19 protein-coding genes are annotated in these 20,316 nt (G+C 69.6%); 5 read left to right on the top strand and 14 right to left on the bottom strand.

The features are described 5' to 3' along the window. The first annotated feature begins 63 nt into the window (after window positions 1-63). On the top strand, window positions 64-558 hold the full coding sequence (locus GD429_RS18875) for a heme-degrading domain-containing protein (RefSeq protein WP_152858886.1): 495 nt from the start codon (window positions 64-66) through the stop codon (window positions 556-558). 61 nt (window positions 559-619) lie between these two features. Here GD429_RS18875 and GD429_RS18870 read toward each other — a convergent pair whose 3' ends face one another. From GD429_RS18870 to GD429_RS18835, 8 genes are all read right to left on the bottom strand, one after another. Next, window positions 620-1,366: an SDR family NAD(P)-dependent oxidoreductase gene (locus GD429_RS18870; RefSeq protein WP_152858885.1), complete on the bottom strand. Its 747-nt coding sequence runs from the start codon at window positions 1,364-1,366 to the stop codon at window positions 620-622. Between the two features lie 161 nt (window positions 1,367-1,527). Beyond that, window positions 1,528-2,235 (bottom strand): ABC transporter ATP-binding protein, encoded by a 708-nt coding sequence (locus tag GD429_RS18865; RefSeq protein ID WP_152858884.1) that lies wholly within the window; start codon window positions 2,233-2,235, stop codon window positions 1,528-1,530. Continuing rightward, entirely contained in the window at window positions 2,232-2,984 is a 753-nt protein-coding gene (locus tag GD429_RS18860; RefSeq protein ID WP_152858883.1) for an ABC transporter ATP-binding protein, read from the bottom strand. The genes GD429_RS18865 and GD429_RS18860 overlap by 4 nt, the downstream gene beginning before the upstream one ends. Next, window positions 2,981-4,210, bottom strand: coding sequence for a branched-chain amino acid ABC transporter permease (locus GD429_RS18855; RefSeq protein WP_152858882.1), 1,230 nt, complete (start codon window positions 4,208-4,210; stop codon window positions 2,981-2,983). Before GD429_RS18855 ends, GD429_RS18860 begins: the two co-directional genes overlap by 4 nt. Further along, window positions 4,203-5,138 (bottom strand): branched-chain amino acid ABC transporter permease, encoded by a 936-nt coding sequence (locus tag GD429_RS18850; RefSeq protein ID WP_321574711.1) that lies wholly within the window; start codon window positions 5,136-5,138, stop codon window positions 4,203-4,205. Before GD429_RS18850 ends, GD429_RS18855 begins: the two co-directional genes overlap by 8 nt. Before the next feature lie 13 nt (window positions 5,139-5,151). Then, on the bottom strand, window positions 5,152-5,589 hold the full coding sequence (locus tag GD429_RS18845) for an acyl-CoA thioesterase (RefSeq protein ID WP_152858879.1): 438 nt from the start codon (window positions 5,587-5,589) through the stop codon (window positions 5,152-5,154). Between the two features lie 130 nt (window positions 5,590-5,719). Then, complete coding sequence (locus GD429_RS18840) at window positions 5,720-6,256, bottom strand: NUDIX domain-containing protein (RefSeq protein WP_152858877.1); 537 nt, start codon at window positions 6,254-6,256, stop codon at window positions 5,720-5,722. A 122-nt stretch (window positions 6,257-6,378) separates the two neighbouring features. Next, complete coding sequence (locus GD429_RS18835) at window positions 6,379-7,623, bottom strand: YbfB/YjiJ family MFS transporter (RefSeq protein WP_152858875.1); 1,245 nt, start codon at window positions 7,621-7,623, stop codon at window positions 6,379-6,381. A 123-nt stretch (window positions 7,624-7,746) separates the two neighbouring features. On the opposite strand from GD429_RS18835, the gene GD429_RS18830 reads away from it, so the two are divergent. Beyond that, on the top strand, window positions 7,747-8,661 hold the full coding sequence (locus GD429_RS18830; RefSeq protein WP_034183360.1) for a LysR substrate-binding domain-containing protein: 915 nt from the start codon (window positions 7,747-7,749) through the stop codon (window positions 8,659-8,661). 238 nt (window positions 8,662-8,899) lie between these two features. Here GD429_RS18830 and alaS read toward each other — a convergent pair whose 3' ends face one another. Further along, window positions 8,900-11,524: an alanine--tRNA ligase gene (gene alaS, locus GD429_RS18825; RefSeq protein ID WP_152858873.1), complete on the bottom strand. Its 2,625-nt coding sequence runs from the start codon at window positions 11,522-11,524 to the stop codon at window positions 8,900-8,902. A gap of 254 nt (window positions 11,525-11,778) precedes the next feature. Between alaS and GD429_RS18815 the strand changes: the two genes are divergently transcribed. Continuing rightward, window positions 11,779-12,999, top strand: a complete 1,221-nt coding sequence (locus GD429_RS18815) for a CaiB/BaiF CoA transferase family protein (protein ID WP_152858871.1) — start codon at window positions 11,779-11,781, stop codon at window positions 12,997-12,999. 34 nt (window positions 13,000-13,033) lie between these two features. Here GD429_RS18815 and GD429_RS18810 read toward each other — a convergent pair whose 3' ends face one another. Both GD429_RS18810 and GD429_RS18805 read right to left on the bottom strand, forming a co-directional pair. Next, window positions 13,034-13,582: an RBBP9/YdeN family alpha/beta hydrolase gene (locus tag GD429_RS18810; protein WP_152858869.1), complete on the bottom strand. Its 549-nt coding sequence runs from the start codon at window positions 13,580-13,582 to the stop codon at window positions 13,034-13,036. Window positions 13,583-13,749: 167 nt separating this feature from the next. After that, the gene (locus GD429_RS18805; RefSeq protein ID WP_006497729.1) at window positions 13,750-13,959 is read right to left on the bottom strand and encodes an ornithine acetyltransferase; all 210 of its coding nucleotides are present in this window, start codon (window positions 13,957-13,959) and stop codon (window positions 13,750-13,752) included. A gap of 253 nt (window positions 13,960-14,212) precedes the next feature. Between GD429_RS18805 and GD429_RS18800 the strand changes: the two genes are divergently transcribed. Further along, the gene (locus tag GD429_RS18800; RefSeq protein WP_152858867.1) at window positions 14,213-15,922 is read left to right on the top strand and encodes a glutamine--tRNA ligase/YqeY domain fusion protein; all 1,710 of its coding nucleotides are present in this window, start codon (window positions 14,213-14,215) and stop codon (window positions 15,920-15,922) included. Between the two features lie 136 nt (window positions 15,923-16,058). Here GD429_RS18800 and GD429_RS18795 read toward each other — a convergent pair whose 3' ends face one another. From GD429_RS18795 to GD429_RS18785, 3 genes are all read right to left on the bottom strand, one after another. After that, entirely contained in the window at window positions 16,059-16,532 is a 474-nt protein-coding gene (locus GD429_RS18795; protein ID WP_174420520.1) for an NUDIX hydrolase, read from the bottom strand. A gap of 8 nt (window positions 16,533-16,540) precedes the next feature. After that, window positions 16,541-16,927: an RT0821/Lpp0805 family surface protein gene (locus tag GD429_RS18790; protein ID WP_072444405.1), complete on the bottom strand. Its 387-nt coding sequence runs from the start codon at window positions 16,925-16,927 to the stop codon at window positions 16,541-16,543. 142 nt (window positions 16,928-17,069) lie between these two features. Continuing rightward, window positions 17,070-18,419 (bottom strand): cytochrome-c peroxidase, encoded by a 1,350-nt coding sequence (locus tag GD429_RS18785; RefSeq protein ID WP_152858865.1) that lies wholly within the window; start codon window positions 18,417-18,419, stop codon window positions 17,070-17,072. A 222-nt stretch (window positions 18,420-18,641) separates the two neighbouring features. Between GD429_RS18785 and GD429_RS18780 the strand changes: the two genes are divergently transcribed. Further along, entirely contained in the window at window positions 18,642-20,228 is a 1,587-nt protein-coding gene (locus GD429_RS18780) for an acid phosphatase (protein WP_193727140.1), read from the top strand. The last annotated feature ends 88 nt before the right edge of the window (window positions 20,229-20,316 follow it).

Genomic DNA, 20,316 nt, shown 5'->3' with positions numbered 1-20,316 from the left:
CGCGCGGCCCGTCACGAGGCGGCGCCGGCGCGCGAACCCGACTTGCGACGATACGGAGCCGCCATGGTGACGACCTTCCTGCGCATCGATCACGCGCCCCTCGACGACGACACGCCGGACACTGCGCTGCCGCGCTTCAATGCCGACGTCGCGCGCCGGCTGGGGGAAATCGCGGTCAATATCGCGTCGCGCCGCGGGCTGCCGATCGCGGTCGGCATCGTCGGCGAAGCGGCACCGCTGTTCTACTGCGCGCTAGACGGCAGCGGTGCGGAAGACAGCGACGCGATCCGCCGCCGGCAGAACACCGTGCTCCGTTTCGGCCTGAGTTCGCTCGAGGTCGGCGCGCAGTTTCGCCGCGCCGGCTGGTCGCTGCGGTCGCAGGGCCTGTCGGACGACGACTATGCGCTCGACGGCGGCGGCGTGCCGTTGCGAGTCGCCGGTGCGGGCCTCGTCGGTGCCATGACGATCGCGGGGCTCGATTCCGAACGCAATCACGCGCTCGTCGTCGAGAGCCTGCGCTGGCACGTCGGCGCGAACGCGCTGGCGATGATCGCTTGACGACGCAATCGGCACCATCGGCGCACGCGCGCCGATGGTGCCGATTTGCCGTATCGCGGGATCAGTTCAACCCGCCGCTCACGACGAGGTGTTCGCCGGTCATCCAGCGTGCATCGTCCGATGCGAGGAACACGGCGACCGACGCGATGTCGTTCGGCTCGCCGAGGCGGCCGAGCGGCGTCTGGCCAAGCACCTGCGCTTCGAGATCGGAACCGATGATGCCCGCGCTGTGCGTGCCCTCGGTCACGACCATGCCCGGGTTGATCGCATTCACGCGGATCTTGCGCGGGCCGAGCTCGAGCGCGAGCACGCCGGTGATCGCGTCGACCGCGCCCTTGGTGCCGCTGTACACCGCGCTGGCGGGCGGCGTGATGCTGGTCACCACCGAGCTGATGTTGATGATGCTCGCGCCTTCGCCGAGATGCTTGACGGCCGCCTGCGTCGTGAGCAGCACGCCGAACACGTTCGTATCGAACTGCCGGCGGTAGTGCTCTTCGGTGATCGCTTCGATCGGCGCGAATTCGTACACGCCGGAATTGTTGACGAGCACGTCGAGACGGCCGTACGTGTCGATCGCCGTATCGACGATGCGCTGCGCATCGGCTGCCTTCGACACGTCGCCGCCGACCGCGACCGCGCGGCCGCCGGCTTCGACGATCGCGCTCACCACCGCGTCGGCGCCCGCCTTGCTGCTCGCGTAATTGACGACGACCGACGCGCCTTCCGCGGCCAGCGCCCGCGCGATCGCGGCGCCGATGCCCTTCGATCCGCCCGTGACGATCGCTACCTTGTTTGCCAGCTTGCTCATGATTTCATTCCTCAGTCAGATGACTATCGATGGATGGCGCCGGTTGCCGCATCGATGTTGCGGCCCGGCATGAGTGGCAATTTAAGGTGCCGCGCGGCGGCGATAAAGCGGCTCGACGCGAATTGTCTGGCGGGGCCAGCCGAACAATCGGTTCGGCGCCGTCAGCCGGCGCTCAGCCACGCGTTGGCGATGTCTCCGGCCAGCCCGTCGAGCGCGCCGTCGTAGACGATCCGTCCGCGCCCCATTACCGCGACGCGCGTCGTCAACCTCGGCGCAAGCTGCAAACGCTGCTCGATCAGCACGATCGCGACGCCGTCGGCCTGCAGCGCGGCGAGGCACGCACCGACTTCGTCGACCGCGAGCGGCGCGAGCCCTTCGGCCGGTTCGTCGACGATCAGCACGCGCGGGCCGCCGGCGAGCGCACGCACCAGCGCGAGCACCTGCTGCTCGCCGCCCGACAACCGCCCGGCCTTCACGTCCGCGCGCGCGGCCAGCAGCGGAAAACGGTCGAACAGGCGTTCGAGCGCCGCGCGTTCGGCCACGCCGCGCGTGCCGCGCAGCCCGAGCTTCAGGTTGTCGCGCACGGTCAGCAGCGGAAACACGTCGCGGCTTTCGGCAACGTAAGCGACGCCGCGCCGCGCGATCTCGAACGTGCGCGCGCCCGCGCATTCGGCGCCGGCGACGCGCACCGAGCCGGCCGTGCGCACGAGCCCCATCACGGCCTTCGCGAGCGTCGAGCGCCCCGAGCCGTTGCGGCCGAGCAGCGCGAGCGTCTCGCCCGGCGCGAGCGCGAGCTCGACGCCGTCGAGCACGGGCTGCAATCCATACCACGCGCGCAGGTCGCGAATGTCGAGCAGTGCGCTCGTCATACGCTGCCCTCCCCGAGATACGCGGCGCGCACCGCCGGATCGGCGCGGATCGCATCGGGCTCGCCGGTCGCGACCACCGTGCCGCGCACGAGTACCGTGATGCGTTCGGCGAAGCCGAACACCGCGTCCATGTCGTGCTCGATCATCAGCACCGTGCGGCCCTGCGTCGTCGCCCGGATCAGCGCGATCATCCGCGCCGCCTGCGCGCGGCTCATGCCGGCCGTCGGCTCGTCGAGCAGCAGCGTGCGCGCGCCGCTCGCGAGCGCGATCCCGAGATCGAGCGCGCGCTGCTCCGCATAGCCCAGCTCGGCGGCCGGCGTGTCGCGCCGCGCGTCGAGACCGATGTCGTGCAGCACGCGCGCGGCCGCGAGATCGACCGACGCCGATTCGCGCAGCCGGTTCCACCAGCGCCGCCGCTCGGCCGGCGCATGCAGCGCCGCGCAGCGCAGGTTGTCGAATACGGTCAGCCGCGCGAACGCGCTCGTCTGCTGGAAACTGCGGCCGATGCCGAGACGGCTCGCGACGACCGGCCCGCGCCCACGCAGCTCGACGCCGTGCAGCACGACGCGCCCGCGGGTCGGCCGCGTCGCGCCTGCGATCACGCCGAACAGCGTCGACTTGCCCGCGCCGTTCGGCCCGATCAGCGCATGGCGCTCGCCGGCCGCGATGCTCAGCTCGACGCCGTCGAGCACCGTTTGCGCACCGAAGCGCTGCACGACGCCATGCAGCGCGATCGCGTTGCCGTTCATCGCCCGTCCTCCCGCTTGCCGGCCCGCGTGCCCTGCACGAGCCGCGCGCGCCAGCCCCACAGCAGCGTGCCGATGCCGGCCGCCGAGCACGCGACGGCCCAGCCGGCCGGCGTATCGGCGTCGATACTCCATGCGCCGAACGCGAGGCCCGTGCCGTCGTCCTGCGCGAAGCGCCACGCATAACCGAGCTCGGCCGCGCAGACGATCGCGACGCCCCAGAACACGCACGCGCCGATGCCGCACAGCATGCGCCACCGCTCGGCCGCCGGCGCGCCGCGGCGCAACGCATGCGCGAGCGCTTGCGCGATGCCCGCGATCCCGCGCGGTGCGGCCACGACGATCACGACGAACAACACGCCGAGATACAGCGCCCACGCACGCGACACGCCCGCGACGACGATGCTCAGCGCGGTCAGCATCGCCGCGCCGGCCGCCGGCCCGAAGAACGCGCCGGTGCCGCCGATGACCGCGGCGATCAGCACGGTCGCCGAGCGCGCCATCGACACGCTGTCGGGTGTCGCTATTTCGACGTCGATCAGCGTCAGCGTGCCGGCGATGCCCGCGAAGAACGATGCGCAGGTGACCATCGCGAGCCGCACGCGGCGCGGATCGGTGCCGAGCGCGGCAACGCGTTCCGGGTTGTCGCGCACCGCGTTCGCGAGCCGCGCGAGCGGCGTGCGCGTCAGCGCATGCATCGCGAACGCCGACGCAACGCACCATGCGGCGATCACCGCGTACGCCTGCACCGGCGCGCCGAATTGCCAGCCGCCCCACGGTGTGCCGCTCGCGCGATCGATCGGCACGCCGCCGATGCCGCCGAACCACGCGGGCACGCTCCACGCGGCGGCCGCAACGCATTCGCCGAGCCCGAGCGTGATCATCGCGAACGCAGTGCCTGAACGGCGCGTCGCGAGCAGCCCGGCGACGAAGCCGAAGCCCGCGCCGGCCATGCCGCCGACGAGCGGCAGCAGCGGCAGCGGGCCGCCGAAGCGGTTGAACCAGTGCGCGGCCGCGAAGGCGCCGAGGCCCGCAAACGCCGCATGCCCGAACGACAGCAGCCCGGTCGTGCCGAGCTGCAGGTTGTACGACAGCGCGAGCACGACGAGCGCGGCCGTCTGCGCGAGATAACCGAGCACCGCGCCGTGCGGCCACAGCCACGCGGGCAGCGCGACGCACGCGGCGAACAGCGCCCAGCGCACGAAACCGGCGAGCGCGCGGCTACGCATCGGCGCGCTCGCCGAACAGACCGCGCGGCCGCGCGACCAGCACCGCAACGAGCAGCAGGTACGGCACCAGCGGCGCCAGCTGCGCGATCGAAACCGCGGCCACGCTGTCGGGCAGCGCGACGCCGGCCCATAACGCGAGGTCGCGCAGCGACGTGTCGCTCGCGGCCGCGAAGGTCTGCGCGAAACCGACCGCGAGCGACGCGGCGAACGCGCCGCCGAGCGAACCGAGGCCGCCGATCACGACGACCGCGAACACGACCGACCCGACGGTCTCGGCCAGCGCGGGTTCGATCACCGCGAGCGGCGCGCCGATCACGCCGGCCAGTGCCGCGAGCGCGGTGCCCGTGCCGAACAACAAGGTCATCACGCGCGGCACGTCGTAGCCGAGCGCCTCGACGGCCGCGCGATGCGTCAGCGCCGCGCGCACGACGAGCCCGATGCGCGACACGCGCAGCAGCGCGCCGAGCGCGACCAGCATCGCCGCGGACATCCCCATCATGAACAGCCGGTAGCGCGGCAGCGCGAGGCCGAATACGGTCACGGGTGCGCCGTCAAACAGCGTCGGCACGGGCGCCGGCAGCGGCGCGAGCCCCCACAGCAGTTTCGCGCCCTCGCCGATCAGGTAGGCCAGGCCGAAGGTCAGCAGCAGCTCGCTCGTATGGCCGCGTGCCTGCACGCGGCGCAGCAGCCAGCGTTCGCAGCCGGCGCCGAGCAGCCCGACCGCGAGCGGCGCGAGCACGAGCGCGGGCCAGAAGCCCGCGCGCGCCGCGATGCTGTAGCCGACATACGCACCGAGCATGTAGAAGCTCGCATGCGCGAAGTTCAGCACGCCCTGCACGCTGAAGATCAGCGTGAGACCCGCCGACAGCATGAACAGCAGCAAACCGTAGCTGAGGCCGTTGAAGGCCTGGAGCGCGACCGCGTGCACCGCCGCGCGCCCGTCAGCCGGCGAGCGGTTCGAGCGCCGCGCGCAGCGCATCCGGCAGCGCGACCGGGCGGCGCGTGCCGCGATCGACGTACACGTGCACGAAATGCCCCTGCGCGGCGGGCGATGCATCGCCTTGCGCGAACAGCCCGACCTCGTAGCGCACGCTCGACGTGCCGAGCTTCGCGACGCGCAGCCCCGCGTCGACCGACTGCGGAAACACGAGCGGCGCGAAGTAGTTGCACTGCGTCTCGACGACCAGCCCGATCGTCTGCCCGTGCTCGACGTCGAGCACGCCCGCGCGGATCAGGTACTCGTTCACGACGGTGTCGAAGTAGCTGTAGTAGACGACGTTGTTCACGTGCCCGTAGACGTCGTTGTCCATCCAGCGGGTCGTGATCGGCAGGAAGTGGCGATAGGCGTCGCGGGAACGCGACTGCGGCTTGTCGGACATGGCGATGGCGGTCAGGACGATGGAGGCGATGCGCGGCGGCCGAGTGGCACGGCGCGCCGGCAACAAGCGAAGCGCTGCGTCGCGATCGCGCGCGGCACGGCGGATGAAAACCTGCGGACGGGCCGGCCCGTCACTGCCCCGGCCGGTCGACGAATTCGAAATCGAGGCCGCGCGCCCGCATCCAGTCGGCGAGTGCGACGCCCGTGCCCGCGCGCCACGGGCGCAGCAGCGGCGGATCGACGAGCCGGTATTCGAGCAGTTCCGGCGACAGCGCGACCGTGCCCGACGCGCGCACGTGGTACGCGATGATCAGTTCGTTCTTGCGGATGAATTCGTACACGCCGACGAGCGACACGTGCTCGGCCTTCAGCGCCGTTTCCTCGAACACCTCGCGCGCGATGCCGTCCTCGGGCGTCTCGCCGTTCTCGAGGAAGCCGGTGATCAGCGCGAACATCCCTTCGGGCCAGGCCGCGTTGCGCGCGAGCAGGATCTTGCCGTCGACCTCGACGATCGCCGCGACGACGGGCAGCGGGTTGTTCCAGTGGACATAGCCGCAGGTGTCGTCGGGGCACGCCTGGCGGACGCGGCCGCCTTCATGTTCGGGATCGGCGCGCTCGGTCAGCGGGCTCGCGCAGCGCGGGCAAAAGCGGTAGTCGGCGATGGTCATCGATGGGGATCTGGCGGACGCCCGGCGGACGCCTGCCGGCTGCCCGCGCGCCCGCTCGGCGCGGGAAAGGCTTCCATTCTAGCGAGTTTGCCCGCGCCGCAGACGATCCGGCCCCGCGGGCGTCAGGGTCGCAGGCGGCCCTTTGCGGCGGTCGCCGCGAAGCCGGCGGCACCCAGGAGCAGCGCGCCCACCGCGACCCACAGCGCCGGGGAAAACGACCCGAAGCGCGCGGCAAGCGGCGCCGCGACGAGCGGCCCGATAATCTGCCCGACCCCGTACGACGCGGTCGCATAGCCCATCAGCCCGGCCGCGCGCTCGCCGTGCAGGCGCCGCGCCTCGCGCATCGCGAACAGCGTGATCGCGGTGAACGGCAGGCCCAGCAGCGCGCTGCCGACCGAGAAGCCGAGCGCGTTCGGCCACACGATCCCGGCCGCGATGCCGAGCGCCTGCGTCGCGCAGCCGGCCGCCAGCAGCAGCCGGTTGTCCCAGTGCCCGGGCAGCCGCGCGGCGGCGATCGCGCCGACGATCAGCGCCGCGCCGAACATCGGCCAGAACAGGTCGGGCCACGGCGAGCCGACCGGCAGCGCGGCGCGCGCGATCACGGGCAGGAACGTCGCGGTGATGATGTAGCCGAAGCCCGGCGTCCCGTACAGCACGACGAGCCACGCGGCATCGGCTCGATGCCGGCGCGCGCCTGGGGGCGCCGCGGAGGCCGCCGCGGCCGCATGCGGCGCGGCGCCGGCCGCCGGCACGCCTTGCGCCGGCGCGGCAGAAAATGTGCGCCAGATCGCGACCGACAGCACGGCCGACAGCGCCGCGAAGCCGAGCCAGCCCGACGCCGCCGGCCGGCCAGCCAGCGCACTGCCGATCAGCCCCGTCAGCACGATGCCGACGCCGGGCCCCGCGTAGATCACGCCGCTCCACTCGGGCGCGTGCAGCTCGGCCAGGCGCCGCAGCCCCCATTGCGACACGAATACGAACGTCCACGCGCTGACGACGCCCGCGACGAAGCGCACCGCGAGCCACACGGGCAGCAGATGGCCGATGCCCATCGCGGCGGTGAGCAGCACGGTGGCCGCGAGCCCGAAGCGGACCATCCGTGCGGGCGCGACGCGCAGCGCCGCGCAACTGACCGCGCCGGCGAAATAACCCGCGTAGTTCGCCGATGCGAGCCAGCCGCCGGCCTTCAGGCCGATCGAGCCGTCCGCGAGCATCAGCGGCAGCAGCGGCGTGAACGCGAAACGGCCGACGCCGAGCACGACGGCGAGGCCGACCATGCAGGCCAGCGCGGCCGCGCGGGCGCGGCGGTCGGCCTGATCGGACGAAAGCGCGCCGGCGGCGGCGGTCGGGGCATCGGAACGAGACATGGCGGCGTGGGCCGGCGCGCGACACGCCGGCCGGATCGGAAACCGGAATGCTTCCATCGTAGCTTGACCAGACGTTCTCGAAAAATGAATAATTAAGAATCCATTCATCGCTTGGAGAGAATCATGGACCTGGCTGCGCTGGCGATTTTCCGGGCGGTCGTGCGCGAGAACGGCGTGACGCGCGCGGCGGCGAAGCTCAATCGCGTGCAGTCGAACGTCACGACGCGCATCAAGCAGCTCGAGGAGGAACTCGGCGCGGCGCTGTTCGTGCGCGACGGCCGCCGGCTCGTGCTGACGCCGGCCGGGCACACGCTGCTGCCGTATGCGGAGCGCCTGCTGGCGCTCGCCGACGAGGCGCGCGACGCGGTGCGCGAGGACACGCCGCGCGGGCGGCTGCGGCTCGGCACGATGGAAAGCACGGCCGCGAGCCGGCTGCCGACCGTGCTCGCGCGCTATCACCATGCGTGGCCCGACGTGTCGCTCGAACTGGTGACGGGCACGACGGGCTGGCTGATCGGCAAGGTGCGCGACTTCGAGATCGACGCCGCGCTGTTCGCGCGCCCGCCCACGCCGGACACGCTGCCCGACACGTTCGAGACGGTGCCGGTCTTCCGCGAGGATCTGGTGCTGCTCACGCCGCGCGGCCATCCGCCGGTGCGCACGCCGCGCGACGTGATCCTGCCGACGCTGATCGCGTTCGAGCGCGGCTGCGCATATCGCAAGTACGCCGAGCAGTGGTATGCCGCCCATGGGATGAAGCCGGCGCGCGTGCTCGAACTCGGCTCGTATCACGCGATCGTCGCGTGCGTCGCGGCCGGCGCGGGCATCGCGGTCGCGCCGCGTTCGGTGCTCGACCTGCAGCCCGAGACCGGCAACATCGCCGCGCACACGATTCCCGAACTCGAAGGGATCGACACGCTGCTCGCGTGGCGGCAGGGTTACGCGTCGGCGGCGCTCGCCGCGCTGCGCGACGCGCTCGAGGAGGCCGCGCGGCAGCCCGACCCGGCGCAGAAGCCGCGCGTGGCGCAGCCGGCCTGACGCGATCCGCGGACGGACGCACGACGACGCACCCGTGCGCCGCCCGTCCGCATGGCCGGCGACCGTTCGTGCGTCAGGCATGGCGGCGGATCGGCCACACGCGCCCCGTGCAAACGCAAAACGACCCGACCGGCCAATGGCCGATTCGGGTCGTTTCGTTTCATGCGATTCCGTTCAAAAGAATCGCGCGGTGCCGGCCGGCGCCCCGCTCTCGCGGGCGCCGCGCCGGCCAGGCCGATCAAAGACGCTCTTCGACCCAGCCCTTCACACCGGCCAGTGCGCCCGGCAGGTTCGCCGGCTCGGTGCCGCCTGCCTGCGCCATGTCCGGACGGCCGCCGCCCTTGCCGCCGACCTGCTGCGCGACGAAGTTCACGAGCTCGCCGGCCTTGACCTTCTTGCTCGCGTCGGGCGTGACGCCCGCGATCAGGCTGACCTTGCCGCCTTCGACGGCCGCCAGCACGATCGCCGCGCTCTTCAGCTTGTCCTTCAGCTTGTCGACCGTTTCGCGCAGCGTCTTCGCGTCGGCGCCGTCGAGCGTCGCGGCCAGCACGTACACGCCGCCGATTTCGATGGCCTGCTGCGCGAGTTCGTCGCCCTGGCTCGATGCGAGCTTCGACTTCAGCGCGCCCAGTTCCTTCTCGAGCGACTTCACCTGGTCCTGCACCTGCGCGATGCGCTGCGTGAGCTCCGACGGCTGCGCCTTCAGCGCGGCCGCGGCTTCGTTCACGCGGGCGTCGAGATCCTGCACGAAGCGCACCGCGTTGTCGCCGGTGATCGCCTCGACGCGGCGGATGCCGGCCGCGACGCCGCCTTCGACGACGATCTTGAAGAAGCCGATGTCGCCGGTGCGGTGCACGTGCGTGCCGCCGCACAGTTCGCGCGAGAAGCCGAGGTCGAGCACGCGCACTTCATCGCCGTACTTCTCGCCGAACAGCGCCATCGCGCCGCCCTTCACCGCTTCGTCGTACGGCATCACGCGCACGATGCCCGGCGCGTTCGCGAGGATTTCGTTGTTGACGATCTGCTCGACGCGACGGATTTCGTCGTCGGTCATCGGCGCGTTGTGCGCGAAGTCGAAACGGGTCTTGTCGGCGTCGACGAGCGAGCCCTTCTGCTGCACGTGCGCGCCGAGCACTTCACGCAGCGCCTTGTGCATCAGGTGGGTGGCCGAGTGGTTGCGCTGCGTGCGCGCGCGGCGATGCGCGTCGATTTCCGCGCGCAGCACGTCGCCGACCTTCAGCGTGCCCTGCTCGAGCGTGCCGTGGTGGCCGATCACGTCGGCCTGCACCTTCAGCGTGTCGGCCACCGCGAAGCGCGTCGACGCATTCGCGAGCACGCCCTGGTCGCCGACCTGGCCGCCCGATTCCGCGTAGAACGGCGTGTGGTCGAGCACGACGACCGCATCCTGGCCGCCCTTCACTTCGCTGACCGACGAGCCGTCGACGTACAGCGCGACGACCTTCGCGTCGTCGAACGCGATTTCCTCGTAGCCGTGGAAGGTGGTCTTCGCGCCCGTGTATTCGAGGCCCTGCGTGGCCTTGAACTTGCCGGCCGCGCGCGCCTGCTCGCGCTGGCGCGCCATCGCGTCGTCGAATGCTGGCTCGTCGACCGTCATGCCGCGCTCGCGGCACACGTCGGCCGTGAGGTCGAGCGGGAAGCCGTAGGTATCGTGCAGCTTGAACGCGAGTTCGCCGTCGAGCACCTTGCCGCCCTTCGCTTCGACGTCGGCCAGCGCGCCCTCGAGGATCGACATCCCGTGCTCGATCGTTTCGAAGAAGCGCTCTTCTTCCTGGCGCAGCACGTCGGTCACGCGCTGTTCGGCTTCCTTCAGCTCCGGATACGCGACACCCATCTCGGCGACGAGGTCGGCCACCAGCTTGTGGAAGAACGAACCCTTGCGGCCGAGCTTGTAGCCGTGGCGAATCGCGCGGCGCACGATCCGGCGCAGCACGTAGCCGCGGCCTTCGTTGCCGGGGATCACGCCGTCGACGATCAGGAACGAGCACGCGCGGATGTGATCGGCGATCACCTTCAGCGAGTTGTTGGTGAGGTCGCTGATCTCGGTCACGCGCGCGGCGGCCTTGATCAGGTTCTGGAACAGGTCGATCTCGTAGTTGCTGTGCACGTGCTGCAGCACCGCGGCGAGGCGCTCGAGGCCCATGCCGGTGTCCACCGACTGCTTCGGCAGGCGCGTCATGTTGCCCTGCGCGTCGCGGTTGAACTGCATGAACACGAGGTTCCAGATCTCGATGTAGCGATCGCCGTCTTCCTCGGCCGACCCCGGCGGGCCACCCCACACGTCCGGGCCGTGATCGTAGAAGATCTCGGTGCACGGGCCGCACGGGCCCGTATCGCCCATCGTCCAGAAGTTGTCCGACGCGTAGCGCGCGCCCTTGTTGTCGCCGATCCGGATGATGCGCTCGGCCGGCACGCCGACTTCCTTCGCCCAGATGTCGTACGCCTCGTCGTCTTCCTGGTACACGGTGACCCACAGCTTTTCCTTCGGCAGCTGGTAGACCGTGGTCAGCAGCTCCCACGCGAAGCGGATCGCGTCGTGCTTGAAGTAGTCGCCGAACGAGAAGTTGCCGAGCATCTCGAAGAACGTGTGGTGGCGCGCCGTGTAGCCGACGTTCTCGAGGTCGTTGTGCTTGCCGCCCGCGCGCACGCTGCGCTGCGCCGTCGTGGCGCGCGAATACGGTCGCGGGTCCGTGCCGAGGAAGACGTCCTTGAACTGGACCATGCCCGAGTTCGTGAACATCAGCGTGGGGTCGTTACCGGGCACGAGGCTCGACGAGCGGACGATCGTGTGGCCCTTCGATTCGAAGAATTTGAGGAATTTCTCGCGGATTTCGGCAGCTTTCATGGCGTGCGGGGACAGTCTGGCAAAGACGGCTTCAAACGCCGGCGCCCCAGGCGGGGCGCGCGGCGGCATGGATTCGGAAATGATCGATTATACGGGATCGGGGCCGGCTTCCGGGCAAAGCGCCGGCAAAGCGGCTCGGCCATCCGGACGGCCCGGCTGGGCCACCCGGATGGCCGATTCGCCTTAAGATGCTCGGCATGCCAATCGGTCTTGCCCGACAAGGAAGGCCAGCCATGAAAGGAGACGATTCGACGATGGGTGCCCTGAGCCATATCCGCGTGCTGGACCTCACCCGTGTGCTTGCGGGCCCGTGGTGCGCGCAGACCCTCGCCGATTTCGGCGCGGACGTGATCAAGGTCGAGCGCCCCGGCGCCGGCGACGACACGCGCCATTGGGGGCCGCCGTACCTGAAGGACGCGGACGGCGCGGATACCGCCGAGGCCGCGTACTACCTCGCGGCGAACCGCAACAAGCGCTCGGTGACGATCGACATCGCGACGCCCGAAGGCCAGCAGATCGTGCGCGAACTCGCCGCGTTAAGCGACGTCGTGCTCGAGAACTACAAGGTCGGCCAGTTGAAGAAATACGGGCTCGATTACGAATCGCTGCGCGCGGTGAAACCCGATCTCGTCTACTGCTCGGTCACCGGCTTCGGCCAGACCGGCCCGTACGCGCACCGCGCGGGCTACGACTTCATCGTGCAGGGAATCGGCGGCTTCATGAGCATCACCGGCGAGCGCGACGGCGAGCCGGGCGGCGGCCCGCAGAAGGCCGGCGTCGCGATCGCCGATCTCGCGACCGGCCTCTACTCGACGATCGCGGTGCTCGCCGCGCTCGCGCACCGCGACCGTACGGGCGAAGGCCAGTACATCGACATGGCGCTGCTCGACGTGCAGATCGCGCTGCTCGCGAACATGAACACCAACTTCCTCGCGAGCGGCAAGCCGCCGGCGCGCTGGGGCAATGCGCATCCGAACATCGTGCCGTACCAGACGTTCCAGACGAGCGACGGGTGGATCATCGTCGCGGTCGGCAACGACGGGCAGTTCCGCAAGTTCGTCGAGGCCGGCGGCCGGCCCGAACTGGCCGACGACGAGCGCTTCGCGACGAACCCGTCGCGCGTGCGCCACCGCGACACGCTGGTGCCGATCCTCGCGGAGATGGTGAAGGCGCGCGGCAAGGCCGACTGGATCGGCGTGCTCGAAGCGGCCGGCGTGCCGTGCGGGCCGATCAACGATCTGGAGGAAGTGTTCGACAACGAGCAGGTCGTCGCGCGCGGGATGCAGGTGTCGCTGCCGCACCCGTGCGGCGCGGACGTGCAGCTCGTGCGCAACCCGATCCGGATGAGCGCGACGCCGCCCGACGCGCGCACGGCCCCGCCGCTGCTCGGCGCGCAGACCGACGACGTGCTGCGCGACATGCTCGGCTACGACGACGAACGGATCGCGGCGTTGAAGGCGAAGCAGGCGATCTGACGAACGGCCGCTTCAGGCGCTCGCGCGGCGGCGACTACCGCGCGAGCGCGTCCAGCCAGCCGCGCGCGGCCGGCCAGTCGCCGAGCCCGCTGTCCGCGTTGATGTGGCCGCGCGGGCCGATGTCGCGAAACTCACTGCCCCACGCATGCGCGCAGCCGCGCGCGAACGCGAGCGAGCCATACGGATCGTCGCTGCTCGCGACGACACAGGTCGGAAACGGCAGCCGCTCGTGCGGCACGGGCCCGAAGCCGTGCGCGTCGGGCGGAAATGCCGGCCCGCCGGGATCGGGTAGCGCGACGAGCAGCGCGCCGCGCACTTTCGCGAGCGCGGCCGGACGCGCATAGCGCGTCGCCCACCATGCGGTGGTCAGCGTGCCGAGGCTGTGGCCCGCGATCAGCACCGGCCCGCACGCGGCTTCGACCGCGCGATCGAGCGCGAGACACCAGCCGTTGCGGAACGCGCGGTCCCAGTCGGGCATCGCGACACGCGAGAAACGCGCATCGGCGCGCTCCCAGCGGCTTTGCCAGTGAAGCGGGCCCGAATTGCCGTAGCCCGGCAGGACGAAAACGAGGGGGGTGCTCATGGAAGGATTCGTCGACGAATGGTGTCGTTATGTGATGTCGACGAAGTGTCGCACACCCTCCTCTCCCTGATGCTGCCTGTCAAAAAAACCGGAGGAGTGTGCAGAAAGGTCGTGACGCGCTCGGGACGATGTCACGACCGGCCGGCGCTCAGTCGCGCCGGCTTCGATCAGCGCACGCCGGCGCCGACCAGGCCGCCTGCCGCCGCGCCGGCAACCGTGCCGACCGGGCCGCCCGTGATCAGGTAGCCGAGCGCGCCGCCCGCGGCCGCGCCGATACCGGCATTACGTTGCGTATGCGTCATCGCGCATGCGCCGAGTTGCGACAGTGCCGCGACGATCACCGCGGTACGAACCAGAAAAGTGGTCTTCTTCATCATGATTTCTTGGCTTCCTCCCGCCACGCAATTACGCGAACGGCGGCATTGAATCGGTGAAGCCATCATAGGAAAACCCAAACGGCGCGAGCAATCCGATTTACGTCGTGTTACAGCGGACACACTATCGAGATATTGCGGTACGCATCGCGAACGCACCGCCCTTCACCCGCAAGCCGCGCGGGACGGACCCCGGTCAGGTAGAATTACAGGATTAAACCGGCGCGACGCGCCGACACAACCTGACGCCAACCGCATGAGCACCGAACGCAACGACGCCCCCGCGGCTTCCAACTTCATCCGCAACATCATCGACGACGACAACCGCACCGGCAAATGGGGCGGCCGCGTCGAAACGCGCTTCCCGCCCGAGCCGAACGGTTATCTGCACATCGGCCACGCGAAGAGCATCTGCCTGAACTTCAGCGTCGCGCGCGACTACGGCGGCGTGTGCCACCTGCGCTTCGACGACACGAATCCGGAAAAGGAAAGCGTCGAGTACGTCGACTCGATCGTCGACGCGGTGCGCTGGCTCGGTTTCGACTGGCGCAAGGACGCGGTCGACCACCAGTATTTCGCGAGCGACTACTACGACAAGCTGTACGAGTTCGCCGAGCTGCTGATCAAGCGCGGCAAGGCATATGTCGACAGCCAGAGCGCCGACGAAATGCGCGCGAACCGCGGCTCGCTGACGGAAGGCGGCAAGCCGTCGCCGTTCCGCGACCGCACGCCCGACGAGAACCTCGACCTGTTCCGCCGCATGAAGGCCGGCGAGTTCAAGGAAGGCGAGCACGTGCTGCGCGCGAAGATCGACATGGCTTCGCCGAACATGAACATGCGCGACCCGGTGATCTACCGGATCCGCTACGCACATCACTACCGCACCGGCGACGCGTGGTGCGTGTATCCGATGTACGACTACACGCACTGCATCTCGGATGCGCTCGAAGGCATCACGCATTCGCTGTGCACGCTCGAGTTCGAGGATCACCGCCCGCTGTACGACTGGGTGCTGAACGAACTCGCGGAAGCCGGCGTGTTCACGCGCCCGCTGCCGCAGCAGATCGAATTCTCGCGGCTGAACCTCACGTACGCGATCACCAGCAAGCGCAAGCTGCTGCAGCTCGTCACCGAAGGCCACGTCGACGGCTGGGACGACCCGCGGATGCCGACGATCGTCGGTGTGCGCCGCCGCGGCTTCACGCCGGAGAGCATCCACCTGTTCTGCGAACGGATCGGCGTGACGAAGATCGATTCGTGGATCGACATGAGCATCTTCGAAGGCGCGCTGCGCGACGACCTCGACGCCAAGGCGGCGCGCACGGTCGCGGTGCTCGATCCGCTGAAGCTCGTGATCGACAACTATCCGGAAGGCCAGGAAGAAGCGTGCACGGCGCCCGTGCATCCGCATCACCCGGAGCGCGGCGTGCGCACGTTCCCGATCTCGCGCGAGCTGTGGATCGAGCGCGAGGATTTCGTCGAGAACCCGCCGAAGGGCTATTTCCGCCTGTTCCCGGGCAACAAGGTGCGCCTGCGCTACGGCTACGTGATCGAGTGCACGGGCTTCGACAAGAACGCCGACGGCAACGTGACGGCCGTGCACTGCAACTACTTCCCGGACAGCAAGTCGGGCACCGAAGGCGCGAACACGTACAAGGTCAAGGGCAACATCCACTGGGTCAGCGCGAAGCATGCGCAGCCGGCCGAAGTGCGGATCTACGACCGCCTGTTCAAGGAGCCGCATCCGGACGCGGGCGGCGCGAACTTCCTCGAGGCGCTGAATCCCGATTCGAAGAAGATCGTGCAAGCGTACGTCGAGCCGGGCAACAGCGACATCGCGCCGGAAACGCGCCTGCAGTTCGAGCGGCACGGCTACTTCGTTGCCGATCGCGTCGATTCGAAGCCGGGCAAGCCCGTGTTCAACCGGATCGTCGGGCTGCGCGACAGCTGGGGCAAGCCGGCCTGACGGCCTGCTCCGCGTGCGGCGCGCGGCCTCGGGCCGACGTCGCGCGACCATGAAAAAACCGGCTCGAGGGCCGGTTTTTTATTGCCTGCAGCGAAGCGAAGCCAAACGACGCGGCGACGGAAGCCACCGCGCTCATTCACGCGCCCGACAGCCGCCGATGCAGTTCCGCCAGCGACAGCTTCGTGCGAAACAGCCGCGCGAGGCTGCGGCTCGCATACGCGTCGATATCGCCCGGCGCGGTCCAGCGGTACGCATCCATCTCGGGGATCATCGAGCCGTCGCGACGGCTCGGGAACAGCGACGTGCACGTGCACAGCGCGGGATCGATCTCGCCGTCCGCCACCTGCACCGCGAACAGGTGCAGGTCCTTGTCGTGCCGGTACGCGAAGCGGCCGAGATCGAGCAGCCGGGCCGGCGCGAACTCGATGCCGGTTTCCTCGAGCAGCTCTCGCAGCGCCGCGTCGGCCGGCGTCTCGCCGGGCTCGCCCTGCCCCTTGGGGATGTCCCAGTGCGTGGTGTCCGTCGCGTGCGCGAGGAACACGCGGCCGGCCGCATCGAGGATCACGACGCCGCACGACACCGTGCGCGGCGCGTCGCCCCGCTTCGTCACGCGCGTGCTCAGCGCTTCTGCAACTGCCACTTGCCCGCGGCCGTCTTGCAGTAGACGGGCTTGAGCGTCATCGTCTGGCCCTTCGCGGTGATGTCGGTGGTGATTTCGCGGCAGGTCTTGCCGTCCGTCTCGGTCGTGGTCGGCGTGAGCTTCGCTTCGATCTGCGTGCGGCTGCCGCTGTTCTGCCACGTCGTCGTCTCGCCGTCCTTGCCTTCGTCGCGCACCTTCGCGGCGGCCTTCGACAGCGACGCGGTGTCGGCCTTGCTGAAATAGCTGAGCGGCGTGTCGTTCAGGAAGTTCAGGTTGTTCTGCGCGTGGGCGGGCAGCATCGCGGCAACGCACGCGGCACCGGCCAGCACACGCGTGACGACGGAAAGGGATGCACGCATCGACATGTTGTTCTCCTTGGATGTTCGATCGAACGGCGCGGTGCATGCCGGCGAACCGGCACGCGCCACGCCCGTCAGCGAGCGAGCATAGCATGCGTGCCGCGTACGACGCTTTTGGGCCTGTTCCCGTTATCAGCGGGAACAAGCCCTAGCGGGCCGCCTGCGTCGAAGCGGGTTGATATCCGTCAGTCAACGTACCCAGAAACGCGATCACGTCCTTGATCTCGGCCGCATTCAGCGCCGGCTGCTCGCCGCGCTTGCGGTCGAACGGCGGTTCGCGGTTGATGTTCGGCCAGTAGCGCTTCGGCAGATCGTCGTAGATCTGCACCTTGCCGTGCACGACCGGGTAGAACTTCTCCGGATGAATGTCGCGCTCGACGTAGAAGCGCATCACGTCCTCGAGCGAGTGATATACGCCGTTGTGGAAGAACGTCTTGCGCAGCGCGACGTTGCGCAGCGACGGCGTGCGGAACAGCCCGCAGAATTCGTCGCGGCCCTTCAGGTCGGTGCGCTCGGGGCCGCACGCGCCGAGATCGTAAAAGCGCGGGTCGCGGTTGACGGGCAGCGCGCGGTTGCGCGGCACCGCGATCACGATCAGCCCGAAATCGCTGAACTGCGGCGGGCCGCCTTCGAGCGTGCGCTGGCTGATGTGGCAGCTCGCGCAGTTGCCCTTCTTCTCGTCGTTGAACAGTTGCAGCCCGTGCAATTCGGCGGGCGTGAGCTGCGCGCGGCCGGCCAGGTACGCGTCGTACTTGCTCGTGTACGGATCGAACAGCGCCGGCTGCTGCTGGAACGCATCGAGCGCACGCAACACCGCGTCGAACGCCGCCTGATCGTCGCCGAGCACCCGCTCGCCGAATGCCTTGCGGAACGCGTCCGCATACGGCGCCGCGCGCACCGCCTGCGCGACCCGCGCCGGCGAGCTGCTCATCTCGAACGGCGACAGGAGCGGAATGCGCGCCTGCGCGTCGCGGGTGTCGACTCGGCCGTCCCAGGTCAGCCCGCCGGTCGGGCCCGCGTCGATGCTTTCGTCGCCCTCGTCGGGCGAATCGTGGAAGTGCTCGCTGAACGGCGGGATGCCGCGCAAGTACTTCAGCGACGGCGCCGCACGGAACCCGGTGCGATGCATGTCGTCGCCGCCGAGCTGCACCGACAGCGCGTTCGGCGGCCCGAACGCATGTTCGGCGCTGTGGCACGTCGCGCACGCGAGCTTGCCGGAGCCCGACAGCGACGGATCGAAGAACAGTTGCTTGCCGAGCGCCGTCATCTGCTTCACGCCCTCGAACACCTGCGCACGCGTCTGCGGCTGGCTGGCCGGTGCGACCGCGGGCGCGGCCGGCGCGGCCTGGGCGGCCGGCACGACGGACGCGGCCGGCGAATTCGCGCCGGGCCGCGCATCGCAACCGGCGAGCGCCGCGAGCCCGGCAGCCAGCGCCATGACCGCCGCGGCATGGATCAACGATCGCGCGGACGCAAGGGATTTCGGGGTGGTGGGCATCGTCGTTCTATTTGGTAGCGGTGGGCAATCGGCCGGAGCTTATGTCAGTTCCGTGACCGTCGCGTGACGTTCAACCGACAGTCAATTGAAAGCACCCCTACACCCGCCTGTCAAATGGGTTCCAGATAATGCGCGCAGCCGGTCGGCGCCCGGAGCCTGTTGCGCCGGCCCTACGCCAACCCGGTTCCCACACGCGACCAACGACGAAAGAGAGAACATCGCATGAAGAAGCACGCCTGGATTCGCTACACGCCGATCGCCCTCGCGGCCGCGCTCAGCCTGACCGCCTGCGGCGGCGACGACGTCACGCAACAGGGCCTGTCGGCCGTCAAGAACGTTGTCGTGATCTATGCGGAAAACCGCAGCTTCGACAACCTGTACGGCAACTTCCCGGGCGCGAACGGCCTGCAGAACGCGACGGCCGCGAATTCGGTGCAGAAGGATCGCGACGGCTCGACGATGGCGACGCTGCCGAAGGTCTGGGGCGGCCTGACCGCGACCGGCATCACGCCGGCGCTCACCGAGGCGATGACGGCGAACCTGCCGAACGCGCCGTTCGCGATCGACGATCCGAACGGCTTCAACCAGCCGATGAGCATCGCGACGCGCGACATCGTGCACCGCTTCTACCAGGACCAGATGCAGATCAACGGCGGCAAGAACGACATGTACGCCGCGTGGACCGATGCCGGCGGCCTGACGATGGGCCACTACACGCCGGACCCGTCGAAGCTGCCGCTGTGGAAGATCGCGCAGCAGTACGTGCTCGCCGACAACTTCTTCATGGGCGCGTTCGGCGGCTCGTTCCTGAACCACCAGTACCTGATCTGCGCGTGCGCGCCGTTCTACGCGAATGCGAACACGAGCCCCGCGGCCGGCAAGATCGCCGTGCTGAACGCGGACGGCAAGTCGCTGAAGGTCGCCGCGAACTCGCCCGCCTCCGCGCTGAGCGGCCCGCCGAAGTTCGTCAACGACGGCGCGATCACGCCCGACTTCTTCGCGGTCAACACGATGCAGCCGCCGTATCAGCCGAGCGGCAACAAGGCGGCCACGGGCGGCGACCCGCTGCTCGCCGACCCGGCCAACGCGTCGACGATGCCGGCGCAGACGGCCACCAACATCGGCGACCTGCTGACCAGCGCGAACGTGTCGTGGGCATGGTATAGCGGCGCGTGGGGCCAGGCGCTGCAGGCGAGCCAGAACGGCACGTCGAACGTGATCTACGGCGCCGACCTGTCGACGCCGAACTTCCAGCCGCACCACCAGCCGTTCAACTACTTCGCGAACCAGGCGCCGGGCACCGCGAGCCGCGCGCAGCACCTGCTCGACGGCGGCGCGAACGGCGCCACGTTCATCCAGGCGATCGACGCGGGCGCGCTGCCGGCGGTGACGTTCTACAAGCCGCAGGGCAACCTGAACGAGCACCCGGGCTACACGGACGTCACGTCGGGCGACCAGCACATCGCCGACGTGATCGCGCACCTGCAGGCGAGCCCGCAGTGGAAGAACATGGTCGTGGTCGTCACGTACGACGAAAACGGCGGCTTCTGGGATCACGCCGCGCCGCCGACCGCCGACCGCTGGGGTCCGGGCACGCGCATTCCGGCGCTGATCGTGTCGCCGTTCGCGAAGAAGGGCTTCGTCGACCACACGCAGTACGACACGGGCTCGATCCTGCGCTTCATCACGCGCCGCTACTCGCTGCCGCGCCTCGCGGGCCTGCAACAGCGCGACGACGCGCTGAAGGCCAACGGCGCGCAGCCGATGGGCGACCTGACGAACGCGCTCACGCTGTCGCCGAACCTGTAACGGCATCGCGACGGACAGGCCGGCGGCGCTGCCGGCCCGGACGAACGAAGGGCGGCCTCGCGGCCGCCCTTTTTCACGAGTGCGGGTT

This window comes from Burkholderia sp. BE17 (assembly GCF_009362305.1).
GTDB lineage: Bacteria > Pseudomonadota > Gammaproteobacteria > Burkholderiales > Burkholderiaceae > Burkholderia > Burkholderia pyrrocinia_C.
The sequence above is the reverse complement of the archived record's forward strand: the minus strand, read 5'-3'. Positions and strand labels throughout refer to the sequence as shown.